The organism is Duganella sp. AC917 (genome assembly GCF_979258245.1).
Map to the genome: position 1 here is coordinate 3,320,040 of NZ_OZ409848.1, position 13,707 is coordinate 3,333,746.

The window sequence follows — 13,707 nt, forward strand, 5'->3', positions numbered from 1 at the left end:
CCTTATTTTTCTGCGACGGTGGAGGCCGAGGCCGACGCGGCGGCAACCGCCTTCGGTGCGGTGAGCACGACTTTCTGGCCATCCTTGAAGCCGGAGCCGGGCACGCGCACGATGGTGTCGCCGGCGGCCAGGCCGGTCAGCACCTGCCAGCGGCCGCTGCGCTCGTCACGGGTGCCGATCGTCAGCTGCGCCTTGTTCAGCAAGCCGCCCTTGACGCGCCACACATAGTTGCTGTCGCCGGCCTGCACCAGCGCCGACGGCGGCACCATCAGCGACGACGACGATTTCGACTCGACCCGGCCTTCGGCGTACAGGCCGGCCACGCGCGGCTGCGCCGACTCGGCGAATTCGACCAGCACCTCGACCTGGCGGGTGACGGCGTTGGCGGCCGGATCGACCCGCTTGACCTTGCCGCTGAAGTTTTGGCCCGGATAGCCGTTGACGCGGAACAGCACCGGCTGGCCGACCTTAACCTCGCCGATCTTGTCGGCCGACACCAGCCCCTCGAAGCGCATGCTCGACGGATCGATCACCTTGATCAGCTCCTTGCCGACCTGGGCGGTGTCGCCGTTGGACACCTTGCGCTCGCTGACGATGCCGTCGAACGGCGCGCGCACGGTGGTGCGGCTCAGCTGTTGGCGCGCCGCCACCAGGCGCGAGCGGGCAGCCGACAGGTCGCTCAGGGCGTTGTTACGGCGGATTTCCGCGTCTTCCAGCGCCTGGGTCGAAACCATGCCGGAGGCGCGCAACGTGGTGTTACGCTCGTGCATGCGCTCGGCCTGTGCCAGCGACTGCTGGGCCGCGCGCGAGGCTTCCTCGGCCGACGTCAGGCTGTCGCGGATCGAGGTTTCGTCCAGGCGCACCAGCACGTCGCCCTTTTTGACGGCCTCGCCGTTTTCCTTGAGTACTTGAATTACGACCGCGCCGACCTCGGCGCGCAGGTCGGCGCGGCGTTCCGGCTGGATCGAACCGGTGATCACCGGGCCGGACGCGAGCGCGTTCGATTCAACGGCCAGGATATCCTCCTGAGCCATTTGCAACACCACCTCGGGCTCTTTCTTGGCATCCTTGTCACCTTTGGCGCTGGCCGGGGCCGCCGCAGCCGCCGCCCCTTTCTCGGGCTCCTTGGCGGACTTGCCGCAAGCAACCAGGGCTGCAGCGACGGCGAGAGCGAGTAGGGTTTTGCGCAACATAAAGTTCTCCGAGATAGTGGACGTGGTGCTATTAGTATTTTAGCCAGACTACAGCGCGCAGAGTATCCCCGAGTGGCCCGCAGAGGTCAATCAACGTGCGACGGACGGCAGAATTTGTGGCTGAAATGCCGAATACGGGGATAAACGGCGAAAACGTGGGGCGGATTAGCGCCCGGCGCGTGATCCGCCCCCATGTCGCTCCGAGCTTATTCCAGGTTCATGGTCCGGGCGGGGATCGATCAGCCCCGGCCGAAAATGGCGTGGATGGCATGGGCGATGGCGACGCCGGTGCACAAGCCACCGATGATCTCGACCACGGTATGGCCCATGCGCTCGCGCAACCAGGTGTGGCCGGCGGCCACGGCTGCGGGCCGGTTCTCGGCCGACGCCAGCCTATTAATAGCAGCGGCCTGCTTGCCGACGTGCTGGCGCAGGCTGTTGGCATCGATAACGACGATGAAACACAGCGTCACAGCCACGCCGAACGCCGGATGGCCGATGCCTTCGCGCAGCGCGATCAGGGTCGCCATGCTCGACACCACGGCGCTGTGGTTGCTGGGAAAGCCGCCGTTGCCAACCAAATTAAAGGCCCATTTGCGCGCCTTGGCGCTATTAATCAGAAACTTGATCGGGCCCACCGTGAGCCAGGTGATCAGGGGGGTGACGAGGTAAGCGATGTCCATCCGGAATTCCTTTGCATTTTTGTGGCGCAATTATCGCAGAACGGTTCACAGTGGCGGAAGCAAGTCAGCTAAAATTCAGGACATTACATCATTTCAGTAAACACAATATGCGACATTTCGGCATTTCCTTCATCGTCACCTTCATCCTCCTGGGCCTGGCCGGCTGGTGGGGCTTCAACCATGGCGGCAGTTCCGGCCTGCTGCAGGCGCTGTGGATTTGCGTCGTGCTCGGCATCATGGAAGTGTCGCTGTCGTTCGACAACGCCGTCGTGAACGCCTCCGTGCTGCGCCACTGGAACGAATTCTGGCGCAAGCTGTTCCTGACAGTCGGCATTCTGGTGGCCGTGTTCGGCATGCGGCTGGTGTTTCCGCTGCTGATCGTGTCGATGGCCACCGGCTTGGGCCTGATGGACGTCTGGACCATGGCCACCAAGAATCCGGACGAGTATTCGCGCTACCTGACCGGCGCGCACGCCCAGGTGGCGGCGTTCGGCGGGGCGTTCCTGCTGCTGGTATTCCTCAATTTCCTGTTCGACGAGGAAAAGGAATTGCATTGGCTGGGCTGGATCGAAGCCAAACTGGGCCAACTCGGCACCGAAAGCCTGGCCGTGCTGCTGGCCCTGGCGGCGGTGTTCGGCTGCGTCTATCTGGTGCCGGACACGGAAAAATTCAGCGTATTGACGGCGGGCGTGGTCGGCGTGCTGGTGTATCTGGCGGTCGGCTGGATCAGCAGCCTGCTGGAGGAAGACCCGCCGGCCGAGGACGGCGACACCACCGAGGCCGGCGTCGGCGCGGTGGTCTCGGCCGTCTCGCGCGGTAGCATCGGCGGTTTCCTGTATCTGGAAGTGCTGGACGCGTCGTTCAGCTTTGACGGCGTGATCGGCGCGTTTGCCATCACCAAGGATGTCGTCATCATCATGCTGGGTCTGGCGATCGGCGCCATGTTCGTGCGTTCGCTGACGGTATTCCTGGTGCACAAGGGCACGCTGGACGAGTACGTCTATCTGGAGCACGGCGCCCACTATGCGATCGGTATTTTGGCACTGATCATGCTCGCCAGTGTCAAATACCATATTCCGGAGTGGTTCACGGGCTTGTCGGGGGTGGCGTTCATCGCCGTGTCGTTGTGGTCATCGATCCGTCACAAGCGGCTGCACCCCGCATGATAAGATTGAAAACATTGCAGACCCATTTGGATATTCAACCGGCTTACTTATGACAAAATCATCGCGTATCGTTCTCTACTTCATCGCCCTGGTAGCGGCCACCCTGCTGGTCTTCGTCGCCTACACCTGGGCGATGTTGCATATTTCCTATTCGGATGGCGAACGCGCGGGGTATCTGCAAAAGTTTTCCACCCGTGGCTGGATTTGCAAGACCTGGGAAGGCGAGATTCTGCTGACCTCGATGCCGGGGGCGATCCCTGAAAAGTTCGAGTTCAGCGTGCGCGATGAGGCGGTGGCAAAGCAATTGACCGACGCCACCGGCAAGCGCGTGATTTTGAGCTACTCGCAGCACAAGGGCGTGCCGACCCAATGTTTCGGCGAGACCGATTATTACATCACCAAGGTGCAGGTGCAGCAGTAAGCTCTCAGCGCGCGCGCCACACCGGCTGGGCCTGACGCGCCTCCTTGCGGGCGCGGGCGGCGTCCAGCGTTTCAACCACGGCGCCTTCGGCCGCTTCCACCTTGACCTGCACGCCGTCGAGCGCTTTTTGCACCGCGCCGTGACGGCGGGTTTCCAGATCCAGTAACTTCTGCTTGGCGGCGGTCATCGCGGCCGTCGTGTCGGCCACTTTACGCTGCATGTCGGCGTACGCCTTGGCCGTTTCCAGCAATGCCAGCTGACCGGCTGCCTTGTCCACAGCAGCTTGCGCGGCGGCCTGCTCGGCCAGCGCCCGCTGCGCCATCGCGTCCGCTTCCGCCTGCTCCGCGTCGGCGCGCCGACGCGCCGCCTCGGCGATTTGCTGTTCCGCCTCCAGGCGTCCCGCGATCGCCTTCGAAGCGCGCACTTCCGACGCCGTCGTCAAGCGTTGCTGGGTCAGCTTCTGCTCGATCAGCGCCAGCGATTCGCGCTCGGTCTCGATGAATTCACGCTCGGCCTGCAACAACGCTTCGGCGGCGGCCGCCTTGTCCTGTTCGATACGCGCGCGCTCGGCGTGCACCACGCCCAATTCCACGGCCAGGCGCGCCTGCGCGGCCAGCGCCTGCGCGGCGGTGGCTTGCTGCACGGCTTCCAGCGCCACTTGCGCGGCAATCACGCTGGCCGCTTCGGCTTGCTTGTCGGCGGCGGCGGCCAAACGCTGTTCGGCTTCCTGCTGCTGGCGCAGCGCCTCGGTCTGCGCGCGCTCGGCGGCAACGCGGTGCTTGGCGGCAGCGCTGGCGCCCTCCTCGGCCGCCAATTTTTCCTTCAGCGCTGCGATGGCTTGTTGTTCCTCGGCGGCGCGGGCCTGTTCGGCTTGCAGCAACACCTCGGCCTGCTCGGCCTTTTGCCTGGCCAGCGCATCGGCCTGGCGTTGCGCCTCGACTTGACGGGAGATCGTGGCGATTTCCTGCTGTTCGGCGGCGTTGACGCTGGCGGCCAGTTCGGCGGCGGTGCGCGACAGCGCGGCGCGCTCCTCGGCCAGCGCGGCGGCGCGCTGCTGTTCCTGCATGTCGGCGCGGGCCGCCTCTGCGGCGATCTCGTCGGCCACCTGGCGCTGTTTGGCTTGCGCCAGCGCCAGCGATTCGGCTTCGACTTTGGCGTGGGTGCTCAGCTCGGCTTCCTGCTCGGCCTGCACGCGGGCCAGCGCAACGGCGCGCAGCTGGCTGTCGACTTCGATGCGCGCCTCGGTCGCGGCCATGATGCTGGCGTCGGCGTCGCGGCGCGCCTTGGCGCTGGCGGCGGCCACCATCTCCAGCCGTTCGCGGTGGATGGCGGCGTCGCGGATTTCTTTTTCAGTTTGCAGGCGCAAGTGCAGTGACTGGGCGGCGCTGCGTTCGGACTCGGCCTTGGCCAGGGCGATCTGCTCACGCTCCTGCTCCAGATGGGCCAGTGCGCGGGCCTCTTCCAGCGCGCGCACTTCGGCGGCGGCGCGGTTGAAGGCCGATTCGAGCGCGATCTGGTCGGCACGTTCGCGCTGCACGGTCAGGTCCAGCGCCTCGGCTTCGGCCTGGGCCAGCATTTGCGCGGTCTGGCGCGCGGCGTAGGCCTGGCGCTCGCGTTCGCGGGCCAGGGTGGCGACGCGGGCGTCCGCGCTGGCGATGCCGACGACTTCATCCTTGGCGGCCTGAACGGCGGCGACGCGCTCGACCGCTTGCAGGCGGGCTTGTTCGGTCTGCACTTGCAGCTCCTCGGCCGCGCGCGCGGCCTGCTCGGCCAGCTCCGATTCGGCGGCGATCTGCTCGAAGGCGCGCTGGCGGCTTTCGTTCTCGGCCTTGGCGCGGGTCTCGGCGGCCAGGCGGATTTGCGTGTCCGCTTCGACGCGGGCGCGCAGTTCGGCGGTTTCATGTTTGACGGCGTCCAGGCGGGCGACGCTGGCCTGGGCGGCGGCGCGCAGCGATTCGAGACGGTCGCGGTTGGCGGCGATGGCTTCTTCCGACGCCTGGGCGTTTTGCTGGGCGACAGCGGCGGCGGCGGCGTCGATGGCGGCGCGGTCCTCGGCCAGGGCACGGGCACGCGCTTCGGCATGGGCCCGGCTTTCGGCGGCGCAAGCGGCCTTGGCTTCGGCCTCGACGCGGGCGATGGCTTCCTGGATGGCCTTCATTTCCATCGCGGCGCGCGGGGTCGGCGCGTTGGAGGCGGGCGCGTCGGGGTCATGCAAGACAACGGTGGGAACGGTATCGGCGGAAAAAGCCACGCCCAATTGGACGTCTTCGATTGCGCTTTCGCGTTGAGCCAGTTCTGCTTGCATGAGATTTCTCGCTAGAGGATGCGTCCCGGCACACGACGGGACTTCTGAGCTCTCATTATCAAACAGCGGCCATGCGGGCCGAACGGCAAGCAGAGGGGGGAAAACCCGCCTATTCTGGTTTAACCGGCCCGCCGATCAAACCGGCAACGGCGGCTCTTCCATCAGCGAAACCTGCTCGCGCAGTTCGAGGATACGGTCTTGCCAGTAACGTTGTGTGTTAAACCACGGGAACGCCGCCGGGAACGCGGGATCGTCCCAGCGCCGCGCCAGCCAGGCCGAGTAATAAATCAGCCGCAACGTGCGCAGCGCCTCGACCAGATGCAGCTGGCGCGGGTTGAATTCGCAAAAATCCTCGTAGCCGGCCAGGATGTCGGACATCTGCCGCACCTGCTCGCCCCGCTCGCCGGACAGCATCATCCACAGATCCTGGATCGCCGGCCCCATGCGGCTGTCGTCGAAGTCGACGAAGTGCGGACCGGCATCGGTCCACAGCACGTTACCGCCATGGCAATCGCCATGCAAACGCAGTTGCGGCAACTCCCCCGCCCTGTCGTAAGCGCGGCGGACGCCGTCGAGCGCCTGCTGCGAAACGCTGGCATACGCCTCGCGCAGATCGGCCGGAATGAATTGATTGGCCTGCAAGAACTCGCACGGCTCGGTGCCGAAAGTGGCGATGTCGAGCGCCGGCCGTTCCAGATAAGGTTTGACCGCCCCGACCGCGTGGATGCGGCCGATGAAACGCCCGGTCCATTCCAGCACCGAGGGATCGCTCAACTCGGGCGCGCGGCCGCCGTGGCGGGTAAAGACGGCAAAGCGGAAGCCGTGGGAATGATGCAAGGTGCGGCCACCCAGCGCCAGCGCCGGCACCACCGGAATCTCCAGCGCGGCCAGCTCGTCGGTGAAGGCGTGCTCCTCGAGGATGGCGGCGTCGCTCCAGCGTCCCGGACGATAGAACTTGACCACCAGCGGCAACGCATCCTCGATGCCGACCTGGTAGACGCGGTTTTCGTAGCTGTTCAGCGCCAGCAGGCGGCCGTCGCCGTGCAAGCCGATGCTGTCGAGCGCGTCCAGCACGCATTCGGGATTGAGCGTGGAATACGGGTGCGGCACGTCGACCGGCGCGGCGGCATCCATGTCGGCGCCGTCTTGCGCTCCGGCCATGGCGGCGGCCAGCGCCGCGGCGCGGGCGTCCTCTGCTTCGTCGTCCAGGTGATCTTGGCGATCTTGGCGCGGTTGGTTATCTTGGTCCATACCCGCATTGTAAGGGGCGCACGTGTATACTGTGGCCTTCAATCCAATAAAAAGAGCAAGCCATGCAACTCGACCAGCCACTGAGCGATAAAGAATTCGACGAATTAGACAACTTCCTGTTATCGGAGCGCAGCCCCGAGGACGCGATGACGATGGACATGCTGCACGGTTACCTGACCGCCATCGCCATCGGCCCGGAAACCATCATGCCGGCCGAGTGGCTCAAGCGCGTGTGGGGCCAGGAAGAAGCCGACGTCCCGAAATTCAAGAACCCGAAGGAAGAGGAACGCATCCTCAACCTGATCATGCGCTTCATGAACGAAGTGCTGGTGACGTTCGAGGTCGCGCCCAAGGAATTCGAGCCGCTGTTCGTCGAACACGAGCACGAGGGCCAGACCCTGATCGACGCCGAGGCCTGGTGCTGGGGCTTCTGGGAAGGCATGGAGCTGCGCCCGGGTTCGTGGCAAGAGATCTGGGACTCGGACGTGCAGGAACTGATGAAGCCGATCTACCTGCTGGGCGCCGACGAGATCGAGGAAGAGGAACTGCCGCTGGTCGAAGATCCGGTCAAGGCCCACAAGCTGGCCCAGGACCTCGAAGCGAACCTGCCGCTGATCTATAAATTCTGGGTGCCACGCCGCAAGGCGCCGGTAGCCACCGTCAAGCGCGACGAGCCTAAAGTCGGCCGCAACGACGACTGCCCTTGCGGCAGCGGCAAGAAGTACAAGAAGTGCCACGGCGACGAAGCGGCCAACGACGCGTCCAGCTAAGCCGTTGTGTGGTTTGGCCCCTATCCGCTGCGCAAGCGATAGGGACGAAGTTGCAATATCTCAAGTAGAATTTGGGCATTGATTATCAGGATGCCCATGTTCTCACTCCCCTTCAAGCTCCCCACCACCGCCACCGCGCCGTTCTGCCCGTCGGAAGTGGCCGGCACCGTCCAGGTGCCCGAGGGCGATCCCTTCTGGAAAAAAGTGCTGCGCTTCGCCGGTCCCGGTTTGCTGGTCTCGGTCGGCTATATGGACCCCGGCAACTGGGCCACGGCAATTCAGGGCGGCTCGCAGTTCGGCTACCAGCTGTTGTTTGTTGTTGTGCTGTCGAGCCTGGCCGCAATCGTCTTGCAATGCCTGAGCATGCGCCTCGGCATCGTCACCGGCAAGGACTTGGCCGTGCATTGCCGTGAGCAGTACAAGCCGCCGGTGGCCAAAGCGCTATGGGGTTTCGCCGAGATTTCCATCATCGCCTGCGATCTGGCCGAAGTGCTCGGTTGCGCGCTGGCGTTCAAGCTGCTGCTGGGCGTGTCGCTGCCGACCGGCGTCGCGCTGACCGCGCTGGACACCTTGCTCATCCTCGGCCTGAAAGGCAAAGGCTTCCGCCAGATCGAAGCCATCGTGCTGGCGCTGATCCTGACGGTGGCGACCTGCCTGTTCACCGAACTGATTTTCGTCAAACCGGACTGGAACGCCGTCATGGCCGGACTGGTGCCGTCGTTGTCGACCTTGTCGTCGCGCGAACCGCTGTACCTGGCCATCGGCATCCTCGGTGCGACCGTGATGCCGCATAACCTGTATCTGCATTCATCGGTGGTGCAAACGCGCGTGGTGTCCAAGCAGAACAGCGCCAAGCGCGAAGCGATCGGCTTGTCGCGCATCGACACCATCGTCTCGCTGCTGCTGGCGTTGCTGATCAACGGCTCCATCCTGGTGCTGGCGGCGGCCGCGTTCCACGAGCCCGGCAACACCCGCGTGCTCGACATCGACGACGCCTACCTGCTGCTGGCGCCGGTAGCCGGCACGGCGCTGGCGGCAACCTTGTTCGCGCTGGCGTTGCTGGCGTCCGGACAAAGTTCCACCTTCACCGGCACCATCGCCGGCCAGGTCATCATGGAAGGTTTTCTGAAAATGAAGATCCCTTGCTGGCAGCGGCGCGCCATCACGCGCGGCCTGGCGCTGATTCCGGCGATGATCGGCGTGGTGACGTTGGGCGAGCATTCGGTCGGCAAGCTGCTGGTGCTGAGCCAGGTCGTGCTGAGCATGCAGCTGCCGTTCGCCATGTATCCGCTGATCAGCCTGACGTCGCAGCGCCGCATCATGGGCGACTTCGCCAATGCGTGGTGGACCACGGTGCTGTCGTGGTTCCTGTTCGCGGTGATCTCCAGCGCCAACGCGTGGCTGGTGTGGCAAGCGTTCGCCGGCTAACACGGCCTGGAATAACCCCGGAGAAACGTATGGCGATTAGGCGGCACGCCGTAATCAGCCATGTTTGAGCCGCCGACAGCGCACCATGGCGGATTACGCTCCGCTACTCCGCCCTACGCATGTCAGATGGTTGCTGGCTTCCCTGGACATCGTCATTGCGCAGCACAAACGCCGCCACGTCATCCAGAGTCGGCGCGAGCCAGCGCAACGGCGCGGCGATCGAGCCGACCAGCGTTGTGTGGCTGACCTTGTTGTAATAAACCTCCTGGACATCGACCTGACTGGCGCGCAGCAGCTGCGCCAGATGGCCGGTGTTATGCAGCGGATCGACCAGTTTGTCGTTATGCGCCGCGATCAGCAACGCCGGCGGCGATCCGGCCGACACATGCCGCACCGGCTGCGATTCCGGCGGCGAATCCGGGAAATGAAACACCGGCTTGGTGGTCGGATTCTCGATCGGCAAAAAATCATACGGCCCGGCCAGGCCGATCCACCCGCGCAGATCTTTGGTCGACATGCCCTGTTTTTGCAGCCAGCGCCCGTCGAGCGCGACCATCGCCGCATTGTAGGCACCGGAGCTGTGACCCATCACAAACAAGCGCTTGGGGTCGCCGCCATAGCGGCCGGCCTGCCTGGCGGTCCAGGCCACGGCCTGCGCGGCGTCATCCAGAAAATCGGGATAGCTCACCTCGGGATAGAGCCGGTAGTCGGCAACAATGGTGACGATGCCGCGCGAGGCCAGCGCCCGGCCGACAAATGCGTAGTCCGCCCGCTCGCCCGCCACCCAGTTGCCGCCGTAGAAAAACACCACCACCGGCGCTCTGCCGTTGGCGTCTTTCGGCCGATAGACGTCGAGCATGCGGCGCGGCCCCTCGCCGTAGGACAAATCGGCGGTGCGCTCGGAAGCGCCGCCTGGAGACAGCGCGTTGAGCGCGGTCAGCGGCGAGCATGCCGCCAGCGCCAGCAGGACCGGCACGGCGACGGCAAGCGCAAGATAGGGACGAGGAATACGCGGCATGGCAATGGATGAGTTGTGGAATCCAGGCCAGTGTAGACGGCGCGCCGCCCCGCCGCCTTCGTTTCCTTAACGAACGGTGCGCTGCGTCACTTATGATGGCGGCAGCGTAGCTGTCAGGCGAAAAAAAACAGGTTCGACCGAACCTGTTTCGATGAGCGCGCGCGTCCGTTACAGCTTGATGAAATGCTCGCGGTAGTACTTGAGCTCTTCGATCGACTCGATGATGTCGGCCATGGCCGTGTGCATCTGGTGCTTCTTGAAGCCGGCCACCATTTCGGGCTTCCAGCGCTTGCCCAGCTCCTTCAACGTCGACACGTCGATGTTGCGATAATGGAAATACGCCTCCAGCTTCGGCATGTAGCGCACCATGAAGCGGCGGTCCTGGCCGATGGTGTTGCCGCACATAGGCGCCTTGCCCTTCGGCACCCACTGCTTCATGAACTTGATCAGCTCTTCCTCGGCCTGCGCCTCGGTCACGGTCGAGGCCTTGACCTTCTCGATCAGGCCGGAACGGCCGTGCGTGCCCTTGTTCCACGCGTCCATGCCGTCGAGCACGGCGTCGCTCTGGTGCACCACCAGCACCGGGCCCTCGGCCAGCACGTTCAGGTGCATGTCCGTGACGACCACGGCCACTTCGATGATGCGGTCCGTGTCGGGCTCCAGACCGGTCATCTCCATGTCGACCCAGACCAGATTCATTTCATTCTGGCGCGGGGTAATGACCGCCGGAGCGGAACCTTCTGGCAAATCGTTAGCTTGTGACATAATTCTCTCTTGGCTCGCGGGAGCCCAATGTTAATCCGAATCCGCCATTTTCTCACAGGCATAGAATGTATTCACTCGCGTTTTCGATTTTGTTCGTATCTTTCATCATTTTGACCTTGATCGTGCGCTTCTGGCTGGCCTCGCGCCATATTCGTCATGTGCTGACCCATCGCGGCGCCGTGCCGGCCGAATTCGCCGAGAAAATCCCCCTTGCCGCCCACCAGAAGGCGGCCGATTACACTGTCGCGCGCACCAAGTTCGGCCTGTTTGCGCTGTTGATCAACACCTTGGTGCTGGTCGGTTTCACCTTGCTGGGCGGCCTGCAGTGGCTGTCGGTGGAGGTCTTCAAGCTGACCGGCGGCGGCATGGCCTATCAACTGGCCCTGCTGGCCGCGTTCGCGCTGATCTCCGGCGTGATCGACCTGCCGTTCGACTATTACAAGCAGTTCGGCCTGGAACAGCGTTTCGGCTTTAACAAGATGACGCGCGGCCTGTTCTTTGCCGACATGGTCAAAGGCGTCTTGCTTGGCGCGGCCATCGGCCTGCCTTTGATGTGGGTCATGCTGACCCTGATGGACAAATCGGGCAACCTGTGGTGGTTCTACGCCTGGCTGGTGTGGAGCGGCTTCCAGCTGCTGATGATGGTACTGTTCCCAACCGTCATCGCGCCGATGTTCAACAAGTTCACGCCGCTGGAAGACCAGTCGCTCAAATCGCGCATCGAGGGACTGATGAAACGCGTCGGCTTCGCCTCGAAAGGCCTGTTCGTCATGGACGGCTCCAAGCGCAGCGCGCACGGCAACGCCTACTTCTCCGGCTTCGGCGCCAACAAGCGCATCGTGTTCTTCGACACCCTGCTCTCGCGCCTGCAGCCGCAGGAGATCGAGGCCGTGCTGGCGCACGAGCTGGGCCATTTCAAGCTCAAGCACATCATCAAGCGTATCGTGATGATGTTCGCCATTTCGCTGGGCTTCCTGGCGCTGCTGGGCTACCTCAAAAACCAGGTCTGGTTCTACACCGGCCTCGGCGTCGATCCGCTGCTGCTGCCGGGCCAGGCCAACGACGCCATGGTGCTGCTGCTGTTCATGCTGGTGCTGCCGGTGTTCACCTTCCTGTTCAGCCCGCTGACGTCGATCGGTTCGCGCAAGCACGAGTTCGAGGCCGACGCTTTTGCCGCCAAGCACACCGATTCGCGCGACCTGGTGTCGGCGCTGGTCAAGATGTACGAGGACAACGCCTCGACCTTGACGCCGGACCCGCTGCACTCGGCGTTCTACGACTCCCACCCGCCTGCAAGCGTGCGCATCCGGCACCTGAACGCGGCGGCGGCATGATGAACAACCTCGCCGACCTGCTCAACGGCCACAGCCGGCCCGCAAAACAGGCGCTGACCGCCGACGAGGCCGCGCGCCTGCTCACGCTCGTGCCGGGCTGGTCGCTGGAAGACGGCAAACTGTGCCGCACCTTCGGCTTTCTCAACTACTATCGCACCATGGCCTTCGTCAATGCGCTGGCCTACCTGAGCCACGCCGAAGACCACCACCCGGAAATGACCGTGACTTATAAAAACTGCACCGTGCGCTACGCTACCCATTCGGTCGACGATGGCCGTGGCGGCCTGTCGGATAACGACTTCATCTGCGCCGCCAAGGCCGGCGCGCTGTTTGACGCGATGGCGGTCAAAGCATGAGCCAGAGCCCGGACAAACTGGTGGCGACCATCATCGCCGCCCACGGCCGCCACTACCTGGCCGAGGCCGGCGGCGTCAAGCTGCAATGCGTCACGCGCGGCAAGAAGACCAACGTCGCCGTCGGCGACATCGTCAATGTCACCATGACCTCGCCCGACCAGGGCGTGATCGACAAGATCGAAGAACGCAAGACCCTGCTGTACCGCTCGGACCAGTACAAATCCAAGCTGCTCGCGGCCAACCTGACGCAGCTGTTCATCGTCGTCGCCACCGAGCCCGGCTTCGCCGACGACCTGGTGTCGCGCTCGCTCGTGGCGGCCGAAGCGGCCGGCATCCAGGCCCGCCTGATCCTCAACAAGACCGACGTCACCGAATCGCTGGCGCGCACCCGCGAGCGCCTGCAACCGTACGCCTCGCTCGGCTACCCGGTGCACGAGGTGTCGGCCAAGGCCTACCCGGACGAGGCGCTGGCCACATTAAAACCGCTGCTGGCGGGCCAGTCGTCGATCCTGATCGGCCAGTCCGGCATGGGCAAGTCGTCGCTGATCAACCTGCTGGTGCCGGACGCCGACATCGCCGTGCGCGAAATTTCCGCCGCGCTCGACACCGGCAAGCACACCACCACCTTCACGCGGCTGTATCAGTTGCCCGAGCTCGGCCCCGGCTCGTCCATCATCGACTCCCCCGGCTTCCAGGAGTTCGGCCTGTACCACCTCAGCGAAGGCATGCTCGAGCGCGCGTTCGTCGACTTCGGGCCGTACCTCGGACATTGCAAGTATTACAACTGCCGCCATCTGATCGAGCCGCAATGCGCCATCCTCGGGGCGGTCGCCGAAGGCAAGATCAGCAAGATGCGCCACACGCTGTACGGCCAACTGTTGCATGAATCGTCGCAAACGCTGTATTAATTAGCCTGATTGGCCCTGGGCGGCACCTTTTGCGCGGCCCGCGCACACGATAGCCGGTTTGGCGATTATAATTCTCAATGGAAATTATGCGTGCTTTTCCACTAATAGT

At 64.1% G+C, this 13,707-nt stretch carries 13 protein-coding genes; 7 read left to right on the top strand and 6 right to left on the bottom strand.

The window, feature by feature from the left end; all coding sequences use genetic code 11:
• Window positions 1–2: 2 nt before the first annotated feature.
• A complete protein-coding gene (locus tag ACZ0BA_RS14400) occupies window positions 3–1,193 on the bottom strand; it encodes an efflux RND transporter periplasmic adaptor subunit (protein ID WP_463451927.1) in 1,191 nt (396 codons plus the stop codon).
• Between the two features lie 239 nt (window positions 1,194–1,432).
• A complete protein-coding gene (locus ACZ0BA_RS14405; RefSeq protein ID WP_463451928.1) occupies window positions 1,433–1,876 on the bottom strand; it encodes a divergent PAP2 family protein in 444 nt (147 codons plus the stop codon).
• 107 nt (window positions 1,877–1,983) lie between these two features.
• Between ACZ0BA_RS14405 and ACZ0BA_RS14410 the strand changes: the two genes are divergently transcribed.
• The gene (locus ACZ0BA_RS14410; protein WP_463451929.1) at window positions 1,984–3,042 is read left to right on the top strand and encodes a DUF475 domain-containing protein; all 1,059 of its coding nucleotides are present in this window, start codon (window positions 1,984–1,986) and stop codon (window positions 3,040–3,042) included.
• Between the two features lie 49 nt (window positions 3,043–3,091).
• Window positions 3,092–3,463 carry a hypothetical protein gene (locus ACZ0BA_RS14415; RefSeq protein ID WP_463451930.1) on the top strand — a complete coding sequence of 124 codons (372 nt, stop codon included), beginning with the start codon at window positions 3,092–3,094 and terminating at the stop codon, window positions 3,461–3,463.
• A 4-nt stretch (window positions 3,464–3,467) separates the two neighbouring features.
• Here ACZ0BA_RS14415 and ACZ0BA_RS14420 read toward each other — a convergent pair whose 3' ends face one another.
• Together ACZ0BA_RS14420 and ACZ0BA_RS14425 are read right to left on the bottom strand one after the other, a co-directional pair.
• Window positions 3,468–5,768 carry a coiled-coil domain-containing protein gene (locus ACZ0BA_RS14420; protein ID WP_463451931.1) on the bottom strand — a complete coding sequence of 767 codons (2,301 nt, stop codon included), beginning with the start codon at window positions 5,766–5,768 and terminating at the stop codon, window positions 3,468–3,470.
• A 135-nt stretch (window positions 5,769–5,903) separates the two neighbouring features.
• On the bottom strand, window positions 5,904–6,902 hold the full coding sequence (locus ACZ0BA_RS14425; RefSeq protein ID WP_463454757.1) for a serine/threonine protein kinase: 999 nt from the start codon (window positions 6,900–6,902) through the stop codon (window positions 5,904–5,906).
• Window positions 6,903–7,081: 179 nt separating this feature from the next.
• Between ACZ0BA_RS14425 and ACZ0BA_RS14430 the strand changes: the two genes are divergently transcribed.
• Together ACZ0BA_RS14430 and ACZ0BA_RS14435 are read left to right on the top strand one after the other, a co-directional pair.
• Complete coding sequence (locus ACZ0BA_RS14430) at window positions 7,082–7,789, top strand: UPF0149 family protein (RefSeq protein ID WP_463451932.1); 708 nt, start codon at window positions 7,082–7,084, stop codon at window positions 7,787–7,789.
• Between the two features lie 96 nt (window positions 7,790–7,885).
• The gene (locus ACZ0BA_RS14435; protein ID WP_463451933.1) at window positions 7,886–9,217 is read left to right on the top strand and encodes an Nramp family divalent metal transporter; all 1,332 of its coding nucleotides are present in this window, start codon (window positions 7,886–7,888) and stop codon (window positions 9,215–9,217) included.
• Between the two features lie 103 nt (window positions 9,218–9,320).
• On the opposite strand, the gene ACZ0BA_RS14440 is transcribed toward ACZ0BA_RS14435, so the two are convergent.
• Together ACZ0BA_RS14440 and orn are read right to left on the bottom strand one after the other, a co-directional pair.
• Window positions 9,321–10,235: an alpha/beta hydrolase gene (locus ACZ0BA_RS14440; RefSeq protein ID WP_463451934.1), complete on the bottom strand. Its 915-nt coding sequence runs from the start codon at window positions 10,233–10,235 to the stop codon at window positions 9,321–9,323.
• Between the two features lie 168 nt (window positions 10,236–10,403).
• The gene (gene orn, locus ACZ0BA_RS14445) at window positions 10,404–11,000 is read right to left on the bottom strand and encodes an oligoribonuclease (protein ID WP_463451935.1); all 597 of its coding nucleotides are present in this window, start codon (window positions 10,998–11,000) and stop codon (window positions 10,404–10,406) included.
• Between the two features lie 65 nt (window positions 11,001–11,065).
• Here orn and ACZ0BA_RS14450 point away from each other — a divergent pair, with 65 nt between their 5' ends.
• The 3 genes from ACZ0BA_RS14450 to rsgA are packed head-to-tail and all read left to right on the top strand — an operon-like array spanning window position 11,066 to window position 13,598.
• Window positions 11,066–12,334, top strand: coding sequence for a M48 family metallopeptidase (locus ACZ0BA_RS14450; RefSeq protein WP_463451936.1), 1,269 nt, complete (start codon window positions 11,066–11,068; stop codon window positions 12,332–12,334).
• Complete coding sequence (locus ACZ0BA_RS14455; protein WP_463454758.1) at window positions 12,334–12,690, top strand: 4a-hydroxytetrahydrobiopterin dehydratase; 357 nt, start codon at window positions 12,334–12,336, stop codon at window positions 12,688–12,690. Before ACZ0BA_RS14450 ends, ACZ0BA_RS14455 begins: the two co-directional genes overlap by 1 nt.
• Complete coding sequence (gene rsgA, locus ACZ0BA_RS14460) at window positions 12,687–13,598, top strand: ribosome small subunit-dependent GTPase A (protein WP_463451937.1); 912 nt, start codon at window positions 12,687–12,689, stop codon at window positions 13,596–13,598. The genes ACZ0BA_RS14455 and rsgA overlap by 4 nt, the downstream gene beginning before the upstream one ends.
• The last annotated feature ends 109 nt before the right edge of the window (window positions 13,599–13,707 follow it).